This window comes from Acidovorax sp. WCS2018Noco2-16, from assembly GCF_031843945.1.
In the GTDB taxonomy this organism is placed as follows: Bacteria; Pseudomonadota; Gammaproteobacteria; order Burkholderiales; family Burkholderiaceae_C; genus Paracidovorax.
In genome coordinates, this window is the sequence record NZ_JAVTJJ010000001.1 from 815,900 (window position 1) to 833,741 (window position 17,842).

The 17,842-nt window shown below is 64.0% G+C and carries 19 protein-coding genes; 8 read left to right on the forward strand and 11 right to left on the reverse strand.

Annotated elements, in window-relative coordinates; all coding sequences use genetic code 11:
- Window positions 1-70 precede the first annotated feature (70 nt).
- A complete protein-coding gene (hemP, locus tag RQI28_RS03710; protein ID WP_311221220.1) occupies window positions 71-301 on the forward strand; it encodes a hemin uptake protein HemP in 231 nt (76 codons plus the stop codon).
- 301 nt (window positions 302-602) lie between these two features.
- On the opposite strand, the gene RQI28_RS03715 is transcribed toward hemP, so the two are convergent.
- A complete protein-coding gene (locus RQI28_RS03715) occupies window positions 603-1,010 on the reverse strand; it encodes a heme-binding protein (RefSeq protein ID WP_311221221.1) in 408 nt (135 codons plus the stop codon).
- A gap of 192 nt (window positions 1,011-1,202) precedes the next feature.
- Here RQI28_RS03715 and RQI28_RS03720 point away from each other — a divergent pair, with 192 nt between their 5' ends.
- Together RQI28_RS03720 and RQI28_RS03725 are read left to right on the forward strand one after the other, a co-directional pair.
- The gene (locus tag RQI28_RS03720) at window positions 1,203-1,895 is read left to right on the forward strand and encodes a Bax inhibitor-1/YccA family protein (RefSeq protein ID WP_311221222.1); all 693 of its coding nucleotides are present in this window, start codon (window positions 1,203-1,205) and stop codon (window positions 1,893-1,895) included.
- A gap of 138 nt (window positions 1,896-2,033) precedes the next feature.
- Window positions 2,034-2,429, forward strand: a complete 396-nt coding sequence (locus RQI28_RS03725) for a hypothetical protein (RefSeq protein ID WP_311221223.1) — start codon at window positions 2,034-2,036, stop codon at window positions 2,427-2,429.
- A 146-nt stretch (window positions 2,430-2,575) separates the two neighbouring features.
- Here RQI28_RS03725 and rlmD read toward each other — a convergent pair whose 3' ends face one another.
- The 3 genes from rlmD to RQI28_RS03740 all read right to left on the reverse strand — a co-directional run bounded on the left by rlmD (window position 2,576) and on the right by RQI28_RS03740 (window position 4,983).
- Window positions 2,576-4,072, reverse strand: coding sequence for a 23S rRNA (uracil(1939)-C(5))-methyltransferase RlmD (rlmD, locus tag RQI28_RS03730; protein WP_311221224.1), 1,497 nt, complete (start codon window positions 4,070-4,072; stop codon window positions 2,576-2,578).
- 43 nt (window positions 4,073-4,115) lie between these two features.
- On the reverse strand, window positions 4,116-4,415 hold the full coding sequence (locus RQI28_RS03735) for a hypothetical protein (RefSeq protein ID WP_311221225.1): 300 nt from the start codon (window positions 4,413-4,415) through the stop codon (window positions 4,116-4,118).
- 100 nt (window positions 4,416-4,515) lie between these two features.
- Window positions 4,516-4,983, reverse strand: coding sequence for an Lrp/AsnC ligand binding domain-containing protein (locus RQI28_RS03740; protein ID WP_311221226.1), 468 nt, complete (start codon window positions 4,981-4,983; stop codon window positions 4,516-4,518).
- Window positions 4,984-5,112: 129 nt separating this feature from the next.
- Here RQI28_RS03740 and putA point away from each other — a divergent pair, with 129 nt between their 5' ends.
- Window positions 5,113-8,841, forward strand: a complete 3,729-nt coding sequence (gene putA, locus RQI28_RS03745) for a trifunctional transcriptional regulator/proline dehydrogenase/L-glutamate gamma-semialdehyde dehydrogenase (RefSeq protein WP_311221227.1) — start codon at window positions 5,113-5,115, stop codon at window positions 8,839-8,841.
- 104 nt (window positions 8,842-8,945) lie between these two features.
- Here the strand turns inward: putA and RQI28_RS03750 are convergent, their stop codons facing one another.
- Complete coding sequence (locus RQI28_RS03750; protein WP_311221228.1) at window positions 8,946-9,707, reverse strand: DUF2325 domain-containing protein; 762 nt, start codon at window positions 9,705-9,707, stop codon at window positions 8,946-8,948.
- A 348-nt stretch (window positions 9,708-10,055) separates the two neighbouring features.
- Between RQI28_RS03750 and RQI28_RS03755 the strand changes: the two genes are divergently transcribed.
- On the forward strand, window positions 10,056-10,463 hold the full coding sequence (locus RQI28_RS03755) for a transcriptional repressor (RefSeq protein ID WP_311221229.1): 408 nt from the start codon (window positions 10,056-10,058) through the stop codon (window positions 10,461-10,463).
- 23 nt (window positions 10,464-10,486) lie between these two features.
- Here RQI28_RS03755 and RQI28_RS03760 read toward each other — a convergent pair whose 3' ends face one another.
- From RQI28_RS03760 to guaB, 4 genes are all read right to left on the reverse strand, one after another.
- Window positions 10,487-11,101, reverse strand: a complete 615-nt coding sequence (locus RQI28_RS03760; protein WP_311221230.1) for an urea carboxylase-associated family protein — start codon at window positions 11,099-11,101, stop codon at window positions 10,487-10,489.
- A complete protein-coding gene (gene gntA, locus RQI28_RS03765) occupies window positions 11,094-11,789 on the reverse strand; it encodes a guanitoxin biosynthesis heme-dependent pre-guanitoxin N-hydroxylase GntA (RefSeq protein WP_311221231.1) in 696 nt (231 codons plus the stop codon). The genes RQI28_RS03760 and gntA overlap by 8 nt, the downstream gene beginning before the upstream one ends.
- A 181-nt stretch (window positions 11,790-11,970) precedes the next feature.
- The gene (gene guaA / locus RQI28_RS03770) at window positions 11,971-13,590 is read right to left on the reverse strand and encodes a glutamine-hydrolyzing GMP synthase (protein ID WP_311221232.1); all 1,620 of its coding nucleotides are present in this window, start codon (window positions 13,588-13,590) and stop codon (window positions 11,971-11,973) included.
- Window positions 13,591-13,665: 75 nt separating this feature from the next.
- Window positions 13,666-15,141, reverse strand: coding sequence for an IMP dehydrogenase (gene guaB, locus RQI28_RS03775; RefSeq protein WP_311221233.1), 1,476 nt, complete (start codon window positions 15,139-15,141; stop codon window positions 13,666-13,668).
- A 106-nt stretch (window positions 15,142-15,247) separates the two neighbouring features.
- Here guaB and RQI28_RS03780 point away from each other — a divergent pair, with 106 nt between their 5' ends.
- Window positions 15,248-15,820, forward strand: coding sequence for a DUF4124 domain-containing protein (locus RQI28_RS03780; RefSeq protein ID WP_311221234.1), 573 nt, complete (start codon window positions 15,248-15,250; stop codon window positions 15,818-15,820).
- A gap of 42 nt (window positions 15,821-15,862) precedes the next feature.
- On the opposite strand, the gene RQI28_RS03785 is transcribed toward RQI28_RS03780, so the two are convergent.
- On the reverse strand, window positions 15,863-16,216 hold the full coding sequence (locus RQI28_RS03785) for an RnfH family protein (RefSeq protein WP_311221235.1): 354 nt from the start codon (window positions 16,214-16,216) through the stop codon (window positions 15,863-15,865).
- Entirely contained in the window at window positions 16,209-16,649 is a 441-nt protein-coding gene (locus RQI28_RS03790; protein WP_311221236.1) for a type II toxin-antitoxin system RatA family toxin, read from the reverse strand. The genes RQI28_RS03785 and RQI28_RS03790 overlap by 8 nt, the downstream gene beginning before the upstream one ends.
- A gap of 178 nt (window positions 16,650-16,827) precedes the next feature.
- Here RQI28_RS03790 and smpB point away from each other — a divergent pair, with 178 nt between their 5' ends.
- Together smpB and RQI28_RS03800 are read left to right on the forward strand one after the other, a co-directional pair.
- Window positions 16,828-17,301 (forward strand): SsrA-binding protein SmpB, encoded by a 474-nt coding sequence (gene smpB, locus RQI28_RS03795; protein ID WP_311221568.1) that lies wholly within the window; start codon window positions 16,828-16,830, stop codon window positions 17,299-17,301.
- Window positions 17,302-17,418: 117 nt separating this feature from the next.
- A complete protein-coding gene (locus tag RQI28_RS03800; RefSeq protein ID WP_311221237.1) occupies window positions 17,419-17,793 on the forward strand; it encodes a hypothetical protein in 375 nt (124 codons plus the stop codon).
- Window positions 17,794-17,842: the final 49 nt, after the last annotated feature.

Sequence of the window (17,842 nt, forward strand, 5' to 3'; positions counted from 1 at the left end):
CGCGTCAGCGCTTGACTATCAATTGCGAATAGTTATCATTACCTCAATCGCAACGCAACGAGGACTTCTCATGCAAGCCACCCTGACCGCTTCTTCTGCTTCTTCCTTTTTCGCCGGCACGCCATTCGATGTGCGAGGCACGAGCGATGCGTGCGCCGCCTCGCGTCAGGAGGCCAGCTTGGCGCATTCGGTGGACAGCAGCGCCTTGCTGCAAGGCCAGAAGACGGTCTCCATCAGCCATAACGGTTCGGTCTATCGCCTGCAGGCGACCAAGCTGGGCAAGCTCATCCTGACCAAGTGATCGGACGTCAGCCCAGGCATTCCAGAGTTTCATCGTGGGGCGACTCCAGAATCCGCACACCATCTGGATTCAAAGGGTCGTGTTGCCCAGCCAACGGGCGATACGTCCGCGTAGCCAGGCGCTTTTTGCCCGATGACTTGGGATGGCCCTGTGCGATCTCTCCAAAAGAAAACCGGCCAATTGGCCGGTTTTCTTTTGCAAGCTCACAGGAGCGCCAAAATAATGCTCATTTTGGCCTCCAGCACCCATGAGTAGAGCGCAAACAGCTATAAATTCAATAGCAAATCGAGGATGCCGGCAATCAAAGACCCAGCGCAGCGATACCCGCGCGGGCGATCTGGGCGTCTTCGGTCGACTTCACGCCACTCACGCCCACAGCGCCCAGGCACTGGCCGTCTTTCAGAATGGGCACGCCGCCTTCCAGCAAGCCATCCACGCCGGGGGCGGTCAAGAAAGCCGTGCGGCCGCCGTTGATGATGTCCTCGAACACCTTGCTCTCACGGCGGCCCAGGGCTGCCGTACGGGCCTTGGCTGGGCCAATCAGCGACGAGATCGCGGCTGCACCGTCAAGGCGCTGCAGCCACAGCAGGTGGCCGCCGTCGTCGACGATGGAGATCGTCACCGCCCACTTGTTCTTCACAGCCTCCGCTTCGGCTGCGGCAGCGATCTTCTTGACGTCGGCGAGTTCGAGTTCGGGTTTGGTCTTCATGGCGATACGGTGTTGATGAGTGAGCGAAGCACCAAAGCATAGCGGCCACCCCGCCCCGCAGCTGAGCAGTGCGAGCAAAAGATTGCATCCCAAAAGTACGGGATCGAGCGCGGGTATTGCAATGGTCCCTCCGGGCCGCACCTAGAATTTGTCGAACCTGCATCGTGCGGGTCATCAGGAGAGATCGAAATTATGAATACCGAAGTCACCCATCTCGGCACCGCGGGCTACGGCATTTCGCAGGAGCAGCGCCACAATGTGCTGCGCAATACCTACTGGCTGCTGGCACTGAGCATGTTGCCCACGGTGCTGGGCGCCTGGGTGGGCGTGGCCACCGGCATCACGCAGTCGCTGCGTGGCGGCGTGGGCTTGATCGTTTTTCTGGGCGGTGCATTCGCCTTCATGTATGCCATCGAGAAAACCAAGCGCTCGGCCGCTGGCGTGCCGGTGCTGCTGGCCTTCACGTTCTTCATGGGCCTGATGCTGTCGCGGCTGATCGGCATGGTGCTGGGCTTTTCCAACGGCGCTGAACTCATCATGACGGCCTTCGCCGGCACGGCGGGCGTGTTCTTCGTGATGGCCACCCTGGCCAGCGTGATCAAGCGCGACCTGTCGGGCATGGGCAAGTGGCTGTTCGTCGGTGCCATGGTGCTGATGGTGGGCGCCGTCATCAACGTGTTCGTGGGCTCGTCGGCCGGCATGATGGCGATCTCGGTCGCAGCGATCGGCATCTTCAGCGCCTACATGCTGTATGACCTCAAGCAGATTCTGGACGGCGGCGAAACCAACTACATCAGCGCCACGCTGGCTCTTTACCTGGACATCTTCAACGTGTTCCAGAGCCTGCTGGCCCTGCTGGGCCTGGCCGGCGGCGAACGCGAGTAAGCAGCACTCTCTGGGTGCTGCGCCATGGCGCAGCCCTTGAGCAAAGGCCTCTTCGGAGGCCTTTTCTTTTTGCTGGTGGGCCCGGATGCCGTGCATTCGGCCTCAACCCCCGCGCAAGTCTGCCGATAAGCTAGCTACATGACTGACCTTTTCCACGCTCTGCATACCCCTTCCCGCCGCTGCTGGACGGCCGCCGTGCTGGCCTTGCCGCTGCTGGCCGGGTGCGAAATCCCCGGACTCGGCCCGGACCCGCGCACCGTCGCGAAGGAGTCCGAAGCCAAGGCGGTGGGCGGCGCCTGCCGGCACGCCATGCGGGGGCTGGAAGACTGCTTCACCCTGAACCCCAAGGCCACCAAGGCCCAGGTGTTCGCCGGGTGGAAGGAGATGGATGGGTACATGCGCGAGAACAAGATCGAAGGCACGCCCTCGGTGCTGGGCAAGGTCGAGGAAAAACCCGCCACGCCTGCGCGCCGGCCTGCAGAGGGCGAAGGCACGACCCGCTCGGGAGAATCCAGCGCACGTACGCGCAGCTGAGCTCCTGGCGCTTCCAAGGCCAACGCTATATTTTTTATAGCTATCAGCGCTTACCCATCAAGCGCCAGAGGCCAAAAACACTGAAATTTTGGCAGTTGCAGATCCCCGAGGCAAGGGATGGCGCTAGAGCCAGCCCCGCCCTCTGATCAAGCCCGCTCGAAAACCGCCATGCTTTCGACGTGCGCGGTATGCGGAAACATATTGACCACGCCCGCCGCCACACAGCGGTAGCCGCCCTGGTGCACCAGAATGCCGGCGTCGCGCGCCAGCGTGGCGGGGTTGCAGCTCACGTAGACGATTCGCTGCGGCGGCGTCCAGTCTTGCGCTGCTTCGGGCAGCGGCGCCGCTTCTTCGGCACCGATGCGGGCCTGGTGGATGTCTGCCAGTGCCTTGACCAGTGCGAAGGCGCCTTCGCGTGGTGGGTCGACCAGCCACTTGTCGGCGGTGCCATCAGCCACCAGCATCTCCGGTGTCATCTCGAACAGGTTGCGCGCTACAAAATCAGTAGCTGCCAGCGCTTGTCCCTTGGGCGCTGCAGCCTGATTCAGCTGATAGTTGTCGCGCGACCGAGCCACCAGCGCCTCGCTTCCCTCAATGCCCAGCACCTCGCGCGCCTGCGTCGCGATGGGTAGCGTGAAGTTGCCCAGGCCGCAGAACCAGTCGATCACCCGCTCGTTCTTGCCAGCATCCAGCAGGCGCAGCGCCTTGGTCACCAGCACGCGGTTGATATGCGGATTCACCTGCGTGAAGTCGGTGGGCTTGAACGGCATAGTGATGCCAAAGTCGGGCAGCGCATAAGACAGCTGCGGGCCGTCTTCGTCCAGCAGCTTGACCGTGTCCGGCCCTTTGGATTGCAGCCACCACTGCACGCCGTGCTCGGCCGCAAAGGCGCGCAGCCGGGCCAGGTCGGCGTCCGACAGCGGATCCAGATGCCGCAGCACCATGGCGGTCACGTCGTCGCCGCAGGCCAGCTCGATCTGCGGGCAGGTGTCGCGTGCGTCCATCGCTGCGATCAAGCCGCGCAGCGGCATCAACATGGCGCTGACGTGCGGTGGCAGCACTGGGCAGATCTCCATGTCGGCGATGTAGCGGCTTTTGCGCTCATGAAAGCCGACCAGCACCGTGCCCTTCTTGATGACGTGGCGCACCGCCAGCCGCGCCCGGTAGCGGTAGCTCCAGGCCGGGCCTTCGATGGGGCGCATCACCGTTTCGGCCTTGACCTTGCCCAGGTGCCACAGATTGTCTTCCAGCACGCGCTGTTTGGAAGCGACCTGCGCGCCCACATGCAGATGCTGCATCTTGCAGCCGCCACAGGCACCGGCATGCAGGCCGAAATGCGGGCAGCCTGGACGCACCCGCTGCGACGATTCGCGGTGGATGGCCGTCAGGCTGGCCTGTTCCCAGTTGTTCTTCTTGCGATGGGTGTTGGCGCTGACAATCTCGGAGGTCAGCGCGCCGTCGATGAAGACCACCTTGCCGTCAGGCTTGCGGGCGACGCCCTGGGCGTCCATGTCCATGGAGGTGACTTCCAGCCAGCCCGCAGGCAGCTCGGAAGGCGCGGGGCCGGTTTCTGGCGAGGCGGCGGAGGCTTCTGCGATGGCCTCGGCGCGGCGGGTTTTTTCGGTATCTTTGGGGGCGCTCATAACCCGCCATTGTCTCAGGCCGCAGGGCGGCCCGAGCGCAGCATCAACCCCGGTCTGCGCGCGCCGGGCGTGGCACGTAACCTACGGCGTTGTAGCCGCTGCCGCCCGGCAAGCGGTTGATCTCGATCTCGCAGCCGTATTCGTCGAGGGTGAACACCATGGTGCTGCCCGGCGCCACGCGGGGCAACGTTTCGTGCAGCTGGCGCGACAAATCGACCGGCGGCACTTGCGAGCGGTAGATCACCTGCTTGTCGGCCGAATACACCACGTAGCAGGCCGCGAAGGCGCCCTGGCTGCAAAGACCCGCCAGCAACGCGGCGGCGGCAAAGCGAATGGATCGCATGGTTGTGTTCCTCAGATTGGATGGGCGATTATTGCGGAGTAAGCCCGCCGCGCCACGGGGCGATCACGCTCTTTTTGCGTCAGTGGATTCGCCATTGCCATCACGTGATCGGCAGATGGCTCGAATGCTTGACTTCTTCCATCACTGCGTAGGTGCGCGTTTCCCGCACGCCGGGCAATTGCCACAGCACGTTGCCGGCAAAGGCGCGGTAGGCGGCCATGTCGGCGCTGCGTGTCTTCAGCAGGTAGTCGAAGCCGCCGGCCACCATGTGGCATTCCATGATCTCAGGGTGCACCTGCACGGCCGCCTTGAACTGGTCGAACACGTTGGGCGTGGTGCGGTCCAGCAGCACCTCGACAAAAACGAGCATGCCGGCGCCAAGCTTGAGCGGGTCGAGCCGCGCCTCGTAGCCCAGGATAAAGCCGCCCTTCGTCAGGCGCTGCACGCGCGCCAGCACGGCCGTGGGCGACAGCGCAACGGCCTCGGCCAGCTTCAGGTTGGCAATGCGCCCGTCTTCTTGAAGAATCTTCAGGATCTTGCGGTCGATGCGGTCCAGATCGTCTTGCATGGCAGATGGTGTTAGTGAATTGTTCGTTCGGACCTTTTATTTTCAGCGAATTATTCGGCAACACAAATCAGATGATGGCGCCATTCCCGGCCCTTGCGTGCGCCGGGCTGACTTCACTCCTGTACCGCCATGTCCACAGCCCCCGAAGCCTTCGCTCCTCGTTCTGCCGACCAGCCCCTGCGCCGGTCCATCACCGCCGCCTACCGGCTGCCGGAACCCGAAGCGCTGGCGCCGCTGCTGGACCTGGCGCGCCTGCCGCAGAGCGTGTCGGCTGACGTACAGGCGCTGGCACTGCGCCTGGCCGGCGGACTGCGCGAGCGCAAGAGCGCCGGCGGGCGTGCCGGCATCGTGCAGGGCCTGCTGCAGGAATTCGCCCTCTCGTCGCAGGAAGGCGTAGCGCTGATGTGCCTGGCCGAAGCGTTGCTGCGCATCCCAGACGCCGCCACGCGCGATGCGCTGATCCGCGACAAGATCAGCCACGGCGACTGGGAGCCGCACCTGGGCAAGAGCCCCTCGCTCTTCGTCAACGCCGCCACGTGGGGCCTGCTGCTGACCGGCAAGCTGGTGGCCACGCACAGCGAAACGGGCCTGACCGCGTCGCTGCGGCGCCTGACGGCCAAGGGCGGCGAGCCGCTGATCCGCAAGGGCGTGGACATGGCCATGCGCATGATGGGCGAGCAGTTCGTCACCGGCGAAACCATCGCCAAGGCGCTGGTCCACGCGCAGCCGCTGGAGACGCAGGGCTTTCGCTATTCGTACGACATGCTGGGCGAGGCGGCGCTGACGGCCGATGACGCGGCCCGCTACTTGCGCTCGTATGTGGACGCCATCCATGCCATTGGCCAGGCAGCCAACGGGCGCGGCGTGTACGAAGGCCCGGGCATCTCGATCAAGCTCTCGGCATTGCACCCGCGCTACAGCCGCGCCCAGCACGCCCGCGTGATGGACGAGCTCTACCCCGTCGTGCTGCAACTGGCCCAACTGGCGCACGGCTACGACATCGGCCTGAACATCGACGCCGAAGAGGCCGACCGGCTGGAGCTGTCGCTGGACCTGCTGGAGCGGCTGTGCCACGCGCCCCAGCTGGCCGGCTGGAACGGCATCGGCTTCGTCATTCAGGCCTACCAAAAGCGCTGCCCACTGGTGATCGATTACGTGATCGATCTGGCGCGCCGCAGCGGCCACCGGCTGATGATTCGATTGGTCAAGGGCGCGTACTGGGACAGCGAGATCAAGCGCGCACAAGTCGACGGCCTGGCCGACTACCCGGTCTACACCCGCAAGGCCCACACCGATGTGTCGTACATCGCCTGCGCCCGCAAGCTGCTGGCCGCGCCCGAAGCGGTGTACCCGCAGTTCGCCACGCACAACGCGCAGACGCTGGCCACCATCTACCAACTGGCCGGGCCTGAGGCGTACCAGCCGGGGCAGTATGAGTTCCAGTGCCTGCACGGCATGGGCGAGCCGCTGTACGAGCAGGTGGTGGGCAGCGCCGGACTGGGCCGGCCGTGCCGCATCTACGCACCGGTTGGCACGCATGAAACACTGCTGGCCTACCTGGTGCGCCGCCTGTTGGAAAACGGCGCCAACACCTCCTTCGTGAACCGCGTGGCCGATTCCACACTGCCTTTGGCCACGCTGGTGGGCGACCCGGTCGGCACGGTGGATGCCGACACGGCCAGCGAGGGCCGCCCCGCCCTGCACCACCCGCGCATTCCGCTGCCGCCAGCGCTGTACGGCAGTGTCCGCATCAACTCGGCCGGCATCGACCTGTCGAACGAAGAAACCCTGAGCGCACTGAACACGGTGCTGGCGACCAGCGCCATGCGCACCTGGCAGGCCGGCCCGCTCATCGAGGGCGCCGTGCAGCCCGGCGCAGCTGGCCCCATGGCCCTGCGCAACCCGGCGGACCTGGCCGACACCGTCGGCCATGTGCAAGACGCCTCGCTCGCCGACGTCGACACCGCCATCGCCGCCGCCCAGGCCGCGCTACCCGCCTGGGCCGCCACGCCGCCGGCCGAGCGCGCGGCCCTGCTGCTGCGCACGGCCGACCTGCTGGAGGCTGGCATGCCCGATCTGCTGGGCCTATTGATGCGCGAAGCCGGCAAGACCTGCGCCAACGGCGTGGCAGAGGTGCGCGAGGCGGTGGACTTTTTGCGCTACTACGCGGCGCAGACGGCCGAGCACTTCGGCAATGCCACGCACCGCCCGCTGGGTCCGGTGGTGTGCATCAGCCCGTGGAACTTTCCGCTCGCCATTTTCATGGGCCAGGTCGCCGCTGCGCTGGCCGCCGGCAACACGGTGCTGGCCAAGCCGGCCGAGCAAACCCCGCTGGTCGCCGCCGTCGCCGTGCAAGCCCTGCACCGTGCAGGCGTGCCCGTCGGCGCCGTGCAATTGCTGCCCGGCGCAGGCGACACCGTCGGCGCACGGCTGGTGGCCGATGAACGCGTGATGGGCGTGATGTTCACCGGCTCGACCGAGGTCGCGCGCCTGCTGCAGCGCGGTGTGGCGGGCAGGCTGGACGCACAGGGCCGGCCGATTCCGCTGATCGCCGAGACCGGTGGGCAGAACGCGATGATCGTGGACTCGTCCGCGCTGGTGGAACAGGTGGTGAGCGATGTGGTCGCCTCGGCCTTTGACAGCGCCGGCCAGCGTTGCTCGGCCCTGCGCGTGCTGTGCGTGCAAGCCGACGCGGCCGACCGCGTGCTGGAAATGCTGCGCGGCGCCATGGCCGAACTGAAAGTGGGCAACCCCGGCCGGCTGGCGACCGACGTAGGACCGGTGATCGACAGCGAGGCGCTGGCCGGTATCCAGCAGCACATCGACGCGCTGCGGGCTCAGGGCCGCAGCGTGTTCCAGCCCCAGGTTGCGGCCGAGGTGTTGGCCCAGGGCACCTTCGTTCCGCCCACGCTGATCGAACTGAATAGCATTGCCGAGCTGCGGCGCGAGGTCTTCGGCCCCGTGCTGCATGTGGTGCGCTACGAGCGCGCGGGGCTAGACACGCTGCTGGACCAGATCAACGCCACCGGCTACGGCCTCACGCAGGGCCTGCACACCCGCATCGACGAAACGGTGGAACACGTGGTACGCCGCGCACATGCCGGCAATGTCTATGTGAACCGCAACATGGTGGGCGCCGTGGTGGGCGTGCAGCCCTTTGGCGGCGAAGGCCTGTCGGGCACGGGCCCCAAGGCCGGCGGGCCGCTTTACCTGCTGCGGTTGCTGTCGTCGCACCCGGCTGCATCGGCACTGCACGCCATCCGCAGCACCGCGGCTGCAGAGCCCGACACCACGCTGCAGGCCAGCCTGCAGGCCCCGTTACAGGCGCTGGCCGCATGGGCGCGCACGGCAGGCGATGGCGCGCTGGCGCAGCGGTGTTCGGCGCTGGCAGCCGTGTCGTGTGCCGGCTTGGCCTGCACCCTGCCCGGCCCCACCGGCGAGCGCAACCAGTACCTGCTGGCGCCCCGCGCCCACACGCTGTGCCTGGCCGGCACCGATGCCGACCGGCTGACGCAACTGGCCGCCGTGCTGGCCGTGGGCGGCAGCGCCGTCTGGCCGCGCCAGCCAGCACAGGCCCTGCATGCGTCGCTGCCCGGCGCGGTGCAGGCCCGCATAGCGCTGGTGCATGACTGGAAAGATGCCAGCATGGAAATTGACGCGGTGCTGCACCACGGTGACGCTGAGGCCCTGCGCAACGTGTGCCAGGCGGTGGCGCAACGCCCTGGGCCCATCGTCGGTGTGACGGGCATGCAGCCAGGAGACGTCGACGTGCCGCTGACCCGGCTGGTGATCGAACGTGCAGTCAGCGTGAACACGGCGGCGGCGGGCGGCAATGCCAGCCTGATGACCATGGCGTGAGCAGGTCGGCACAGACAGCGAATGCACGGCCGCCTTGAAACTTAAGGTCTTTTTGGCCTCTAGCGCTCTATCCATAAGCGCTAGTAGCTATTATTTTAATAGCATCATGAAGTCACCATGGTGCTGCTCTGCGCAGGTGCAGCCAGGGTATCGCCCAGGCGAAGCCCCCGCATGAGGTGGATGACCTGCGGCTGATCCACCATCACGCAGGCCTTGCCGGTGCGCTTGCAATGGTCCTGCACGCGCCAGTAATCGTTGTGGCCCAGGCAACCGGTCTGGCAGATCACCAGGTCTGCGGCGACCAGGCTGGCCTCCAGCGCCTCGGGGTCGTCGAACTCCAGCTCCAGGGCGTTGGCAGCCGCCGCGGCGTGCACGGGCGCGGGCGCATCCGGCACCAGGCCATCGAGCCCATCCACCATGCGCTGGGTGATCCAGCCGCCAGCGTCGCCGCGCGCAATGCACAGCACCGAACGCGGTGGCTGATCAGCTGTGGCAACCGCGGCGGCAGCAGCCGACGGGCCGGCCGTCGCAACCACCCCACGCGCTGCGCGCCACTGCCAATGCAGCACCTCCCGGGCGAGCACCTGCATCCGCATCGCCAGGCCTTCCACCTGCTTGGCCAGTGCCTTGCGCCGGGGCAGGCCCGGCAAGCTTGCGGCCAGCGCTTCGATGTCTTCGCGGGCAAATGCCAGTTCGGTTTCACGAATGATCGCCCTGGCGCGCAGTTGCATGGCCTCGGCCTGCAGCCGCTCGATCTCCCGTGCCTGCATGGTCAGCAAGTGAGTGCAACGCAATTGCGCGCGGCCGTAATGCGCCAGCAAGGCGCGATGCTCATGGAGCAAGTGCTCGAAAGGTGTGGTGCTCATATGCGGGACCCAGGCGTTCATCCGTCCAGTGCTCTGCTGTCAGCAAGCCCCAAGTCGGAGCCCCCAGTAGCGGCAAAAGAACAATTGAAAAAAGTTATTTCACTGATTGATAACCATTCTCATTCAATGCTACACTGCAGTCAATCGCCAAACGGTGCATCGTCCTTGCACCTACCGGCCACCAGTTTCATCGTGGGGCGACTCCAGGACCTTGGGTCCGAAGGGTCGTTTTTGCCAGCCAACGGGTTTTACTCGCGTAGCCAGGCTTTTTTTGCGATGACACGTCGATGCACATCTGCCGCACCGCCTGCTTCAGCAGCGCAGTCCGTGACGCACACCTTACCGCCCATGCCCGCCGATCTCCAGGCCACCGGCCTCAAGCCCACCCTGCCCCGCATTCAGGTGCTGGAAATCTTCAGCACCAGCCCCGAGCGGCACCTGGCCGCGGAAGACGTTTACCGCCTGCTGCTGCAGCGCAATACCGACCTGGGCCTGGCGACGGTGTACCGCGTGCTGGCGCAGTTCGAACAGACGGGCCTGTTGAAAAAGAGCCAGCTGAATCAGAACAAGGCGGTCTACGAATTGAACGATGGTGAAGAACACCACGGGCACCTGGTCTGCACCGCCACCGGGACAGTGCGCGAATTTCACGACCCGCTGATCGAGGAGCGGCTGCGTGCCACTGCAGCGCAGTTAGGGTTCGATCTGTCGGCCTACATGCTCACCGCGTACGGCACGCCAACCACGCCGCGTTGAAACGGCCACGGCCTCATCGGCAATCAAACGCCGCAGGGCCGCGTAATGATCTCGTAGTCGATGGGCTTGAAACTGCCGTTGTTGGAGTTTTCAGCCGAGCACGACGTCAACCCGCAGATCAGATTCATCTCCGCCCGCAGCTCGATATAGTCCCCAGCCCGTGACAGTGGCGGCTTCACGGCCACGGTGCCGTCGGGAGTCACCTCCACGTTCATGAAAACGTTGAACGTCGTGCCGATCTGCTCCGGCTGAATGCCGAACTTGCCCAGTGCCGTGTACAGGTTTTCAAAGCAGCTGGGGTGGTGACCCTGATGCTTGTACAGGATCTCGAACATTTCCTGGCTGCACGGCGTCAGCAAAAAGTCGTGGCGGCCCACGGTGTCTTTAAGAATTCGGAACATCGCCCGGCTGTCGTTGGAGTACAGGATGTCACCGGTGGTGAGGTAGATCTTCGACGCGTAGTCGATGCTGCGCCCCGACGACAGGCTGCAGCGATGGTCGCCATCGGCAAACGCAAACAGGTCTGCCACCTGCTCGCCCATCGGGTCGTAAATTCTCAACACCTCGCTGGCGCGCAGCTTGAACGCGGCGCCTGACTGCGGCGGAATTCGGCAGGTGTGCTGGCTGCATTCATGCATGTTCTGGCGCCTTCGCGTGAAACGGGCATTTCCAGGCGGCCTCGACGGCACGACCTGAGTATTGACGGGCTTCGGAAGACTCGCCAAAGCGGGCCAGCACGGGGTTGATGGAGCCTTGCAGAGCAATGTCCCGGGCGCGGATCGCGTCCTGCATCACGGCATATTTGCCGGTGGCTTTCAGATGCTCGAACTGCTCATGAAAGTTGAAAACGAGACAAGGCACCGGCGTGCGCCGCGCTGTGCGCGATGCGCCTGGATGCAGGCCCACCACGAAGAAAGCACGCCCGCCGACGCTGAAAGAAAAGTCCTTTCGCGCTGGATCGTTGCTGACGCCCTGCGCCCACTGCGCGCCTTGCATGGTGTCGTGCACATGCAGGCTCTGCAGTTGCCGCCACAAACACTGCTCGAACGCTTGTTCATCCATCACATCGGCGTCGAACATCGCGACAAAGCTCACCGGCAGGTTGCCGGGGTCGGGATAGAGGCCCGAAAAATCCAGCAAAGCTTGGTATAGCGTGGCGGTGTTGTCCGGATCGGCCAGGCGACCGAACGTCTGAGAATGCAATCGACCCTTGTTCAATGCCGACTTGGCGCCAACGCAAGGAAAGAACTTGTCAGCGATGAAGTCCTGGATTTTCGAATCAGGCGTTGCACGGTTCGCTTCGTCGTGTGAAGTATTGAAATTCATACTTCAAAACTAAAGGCGTGGCCAATCGCCTCCAAGGCGTGCAGCACCAACCCCAACGTGGGAACGGCCGCCCAGGTCGTGTAGGCGACAGCGCCACACCACAGGCGTGGTGTGGCGGCGTACACCTGTTCATCACACAATCGACGCTGCTGGCGCGCATCTCAACGTGAACGACCTCACTTCACTCCCACTCGATCGTCGCCGGCGGCTTGCTGCTCACGTCGTAGGTCACGCGGTTTATGCCACGCACTTCATTGATGATCCGGCCAGACACCTTCTTCAGCAGCGCGTAGGGCAACTCCGCCCAGTCGGCCGTCATGAAATCGCTGGTCTGCACCGCTCGGAGCGCGACCACGTAGTCATAGGTGCGGCCATCGCCCATCACGCCGACGCTCTTGACCGGCAGGAACACGGTGAAGGCTTGGCTCGTCAGGTCGTACCAGCTCTTGCCAGTGGCTTCGTCAATGAAGTTGCGCAGCTCTTCAATGAAGATGGCATCGGCCTCGCGCAGCAGATCTGCGTATTCCTTCTTGACCTCACCCAGAATGCGCACACCCAAGCCCGGGCCGGGGAATGGGTGGCGATACACCATCGCAGGTGGCAATCCAAGCGCGACACCTAACTCTCGCACTTCGTCCTTGAACAGTTCGCGCAGCGGCTCCAGCAGCTTGAGGCCCAGTTGCTCGGGCAGCCCGCCTACGTTGTGGTGGCTCTTGATGGTGACGGCCTTCTTGCTCTTGGCGCCGCCCGACTCGATGACGTCGGGGTAGATGGTGCCCTGCGCAAGGAAGGTGGCGCCCTTGTGCCCACCGTCACCCGCCTTGAGCTTGGCGGCTTCCTGCTTGAACACGGTGACGAATTCACCGCCGATGATCTTGCGCTTGGCTTCTGGCTCGCTCACGCCGGACAGCTTGCCGAGGAACAGGTCGCTGGCATCCACGCGAATGACCTTGGCGTGGAGCTTCCCCTCGAACATTTCCATCACCATGTCGCCTTCGTTCAGGCGCAAGAGGCCATGGTCGACGAAGACGCATGTGAGTTGATCGCCGATGGCACGATGGATCAGAGCTGCAGCCACGGATGAATCGACGCCGCCTGACAGGCCGAGGATCACTTCTTCATCGCCGACCTGCTGACGAATGTTCTCCACCGCCTCGGCGATGTAGTCGCCCATCACCCAATCAGCTTCAGCCTTGCAAACTCCCAGAACGAAGCGCTCAAGCAGCGCCTTGCCCTGCACCGTGTGCGTGACTTCCGGGTGGAACTGCAGCGCGTAAAAACGGCGCGTTTCGTCGGCCATGCCAGCGATGGGGCAGCTGCTGGTGCTGGCCATGAGCTTGAAACCGGGCGGCAGCTCGGTCACCTTGTCACCGTGGCTCATCCATACGTTCAGCATGCCGTGGCCTTCGGCCGTGGTGTAGTCAGCGATGTCTCTAAGCAGTTCGGTATGGCCGTGCGCACGCACGGCCGCAAAACCGAATTCGCGTTTGTGACCGCCCTCGACCTTGCCGCCCAACTGGTGCGCCATGGTCTGCATGCCGTAGCAGATGCCGAGCACGGGAACGCCGAGCTCAAAGACGGCCTGGGGCGCTTTGTCGGTCGTTTCTTCGTACACGCTGGCATGGCTGCCCGACAGGATCACACCCTTGAGCGAGCCGTCCTTGGCGTATTCGCGCACCCACTCGTCGGTCACGTCGCAAGGATGCACCTCGCTGTACACATGCGCTTCGCGCACGCGGCGGGCGATCAGCTGGGTGACCTGGGAACCGAAATCGAGGATGAGGATTTTCTGGTGGTGCATGGCGAGCGACGGAGAACGAAAATGACAAAGGCCCGAACACCTGGTTGCGGGTTCGGGCCTGTGGGTGCTGACGGGTCAGTCAGCGCGGTAGTTGGGGGCTTCCTTGGTGATCTGCACGTCGTGCACATGGCTTTCGCGGATGCCGGCAGTGGTGATCTCGACGAACTCTGCCTTGTTGTTCATGTCTTCGATCGAGCTGCATCCGCAATAGCCCATGGCTGCACGCACGCCGCCGGCCATCTGGAACACGATGGAAACCATCGAGCCCTTGTAGGGCACACGGCCTTCGATACCCTCTGGCACGAGCTTGTCGGCATTGGGATTGCCGGTCGTGGACTCTTGAAAGTACCGGTCGGCGCTGCCTTGCTGCATGGCGCCGATGGAGCCCATGCCGCGATAGCTCTTGTAACTGCGACCCTGGAACAGAATGACTTCGCCCGGCGCTTCTTCAGTGCCTGCGAACATGCCGCCCATCATGATGGTGCTGGCGCCTGCAGCCAGCGCCTTGGCGATGTCGCCGCTGTAGCGGATGCCGCCGTCGGCAATCAGCGGCACGCCCGTGCCCTTGAGGGCGGTGGCGACGTTGTCGATGGCCATGATCTGCGGCACGCCCACACCGGCGACGATACGCGTCGTACAGATGGAGCCTGGGCCAATACCGACCTTGACGGCATCCGCACCGGCTTCAACCAACGCCAGCGCCGCAGCGCCGGTGGCAATGTTGCCGCCGATCACATCCACTTGCGGGTAGTTTTTCTTGACCCAGCGAACACGCTCGATCACGCCGTGGCTATGGCCGTGCGCAGTGTCCACCACGATGGCGTCGACGCCGGCCTTGACCAGAGCCTCCACACGCTCTTCGGTGCCTTCGCCTACACCGACCGCTGCCCCCACTCGCAGGCGGCCCGAAGCGTCGCGTGCAGCGTTGGGAAAACTGGTCTGCTTGGTGATGTCCTTGACGGTGATCAGGCCCTTGAGCTCGAACGCGTCGTTGATCACCAACAGGCGTTCCAGCTTGTGCTTGTTCAGCAGCGCCTTGGCTTGCGCGGGCGACGTGCCGTCCTTCTCATTCACGGTGATAAGCTTTTCGCGCGGCGTCATGATCTCGTGGACCTTCACGTCGTACCGCGTTTCAAAGCGCAGGTCACGCCCGGTGACCAAACCCACCACCTTGCCACCGTCGCACACCGGAAACCCGGAGATGCCCAGCTGCTCGGACAACTGCAGCACTTGCAGCACGGTGTGTTCCGGCGTGATGACCACCGGGTCGCGCACCACACCCGACTCGTACCGCTTCACCTTGGCCACATGGGCCGCCTGCTCTTGGGGAGTCAGGTTCTTGTGGACGATGCCGATACCACCTTCCTGCGCGATGGCGATGGCCAGGCGCGCTTCGGTCACCGTGTCCATGGCGGCGGACACGAGCGGAAGGTTCAGTTGGATATTGCGGGAGAGTTTCGTCGCGAGGGACGTGTCCTTGGGCAGGACCTGGGAGTACGCTGGCACCAGCAACACATCGTCGAAGGTGAGCGCTTTTCCTAGAAGGCGCATGAGATAGGCTCCAAAAGCCGGATTGTACCCGTCGCAGCATGGCTGAAAGCGCACCCCCGCGCTTGCTCGCTGGTGCGCAGTGGGCGGCACAGATAAACTCCGGCGCATGACAAAGCACAAGCTGGTTCTGTTTGCCCTCGCCTGCACGTGGGCTCTGGGCGCTTCCGCGCAATGGCAATGGGTGGACAAAGATGGCCGCAAGGTCTTCAGCGACCGTCCGCCACCGGTCGACACGCCTCAGAGCAAGATCCTGAAGCAACCGCAATCTGCGCAGCGTGCAGCCCCGGCTGCGCCAGCTGCTGCTGCTGCTGCTGCTGCTGCCGCCGGCGGGCAGGATGGCAATGCGGCCGCCACGCAACCTGCGGGTGCTGCGCCAGGTCAGCCAGCCGCTCAAGCTCCGCGCCTCCCCGGCAAGGACGAAGCGCTGGAAAAGAAAAAAGCGGAAGCCGAAGGTGCTGAAGCCGCCAAGAAAAAGGCCGAGGCCGACCGCACGGCCAAAGTCCGCGCAGACAACTGCGCACGCGCCCAGCAGGCCAAGTCGACGTTGAATTCGGGTCAGTTGCTGTCGCACACCAATGCCAAAGGCGAGCGCGGCTTCATGGACGATGCCACCCGCCTGACAGAGAACCAGCGTGCAGATTCGGTGATCGCGTCGGAGTGCGGCCCCGCCGCTCGATGAGGCCTCGGCGGCTTTGAAACGCCGCCACGCTGAAGAACAACGTCAGTAGCCCGCCTTGGCCCCCGGCCTTCGGTCGGCGAACAAGCCGGCTGTCCGGGCGCCCTGCCGGGCAAACCGCTCACGCCGAGCAACCTTCGGGTCGACCAGCAACGACCGGCACCACTCCACGCGGTCCAGATCTCGCAACGCTTGCGCATGCGGCACGACGCGGCCCCATACGCTGCTGGAAAAGCGCTCATCAGCAGGATCGAACCCACAAGCGCGCAACGCGTCGGCTACGCAGGCTCCGTTGTTGAGATCCAGAGTCCATTCTTTCACCGCTCCGGGGTCCAATGACGCCGCGACGATGATTCTTACCGTGGATGGCGATGCGACTGCCTGGGCGTCTTCAGCCATAGACCTGCTCGGCTCGTTTGATGAATGCGTCCACCATGGTGCTGGCAATGCGGTCAAATACGGGCCCTACCAGGGCTGCCAGCGCAGCATTGTCAAAGCCGTACTGCAACTGCAGTTCCACCTTGCAGGCACGTTGCGACCCATCGCCCACCGGGTGAAATTGCCACAGACCTTCCAACTGCGAGAACGGCCCTTTGACGAGCTGCATCTGCACACTGCGGCCCGGCACATGGGTATTGCGCGTGACGAACGACTTGCGGATGGCGCCCAGGGCAATACCCACTTCGGCCGTCATGCTGTCGGTGTTGGTCTCCAGTACGGCCGCCCGATCGCACCAGGGCAGGAATTCAGGATACTTGGGCACGTCCGTCACCAACGCGAACATTTCTTCAGGGCTGTACCAGATCAGGACGGACTTGTTGACGGTTTTCATGGACGGAAATGATAGGCGCGTCAGATAGGTGCAGCGGGTGCCGCGTGACAGCGGCTCTTCGGCCAAGTGGTGGTGCGGCGCGAATTTGCCGAAGGCGTGCCCTAAAATCTGGATGAGCGAGACGACGACAATTGTAGGGAGGCCTTTCATCTCCCGGTTTGCGCCGCATCTGAAAGCCATGGCCAAGAAACCCGAAACATCGTCCCGCATTGCCGATAACAAAAAAGCGGCCTTCAACTATTTCTTCGAAGAACGTTTCGAGGCTGGCTTGGTGCTGCAAGGCTGGGAAGTGAAGGCCCTGCGTGAAGGCAAGGTGCAGCTTACCGACGGCTACGTAGTCGCGCGGGGCGGCGAGTTGTTCTTGATCGGCTGCCAGATCAACCCGCTCAAGACGGCATCGACGCATGTCAGCCCCGAGGCCGCGCGCACCAAGAAGCTGTTGCTGCATAAAGAACAGATCCTCAAGCTGATATCCAAGGTCGAGCAAAAAGGCTACACGCTCGTGCCCATCAACCTGCATTGGAAGGCCGGCCTGGTGAAATGCGAATTTGCTCTGGCGAAGGGCAAGGCCGAGCACGACAAGCGCGACGTGATCAAGGATCGCGAGGGCAAGCGGGAGGTCGAGCGCGCCATGAAAGTGCACCACCGCTAAAGGCGGCACGACGGCGGCGCTGCTTTTTTCACGGTCTGGTGGAATAAACCCCGCATCATGTGTGTTCATCCCGGTGCTGGCCGCATATCGCTTGGCCTGCATCCACCGGAGAATCCGATGAACCTGAAGATGAAGCTCAGTTCCACCGTCGCCCTGTTGGCATTGGCCAGCGGTTGCGCCATTGCGCAGGCACCCGTCACGACTCAGAACGGCGTGCTCACGGGCGCCAACGGCATGACGCTCTACACCTTCGACAAGGACACGGCCGGCAGCGGCAAGTCCGTGTGCAACGGGCCCTGCGCCACCAACTGGCCGCCGCTGACAGCCGCTACGGCCCCGGCAGGCGCCGATTACAGCGTCATCAAGCGTGACGATGGCACGAGCCAGATCGCCTATAAGGGAAAGCCGCTTTACTACTGGGTCAAGGACACCAAGCCCGGCGACAAAACGGGTGATGGCGTGAACCAGGTCTGGCGCACGGCCACTCCCTGACGTTTTGAGCCACCGCTGACCGCGCGTCCTGCTCCAGCCTCACCAATAT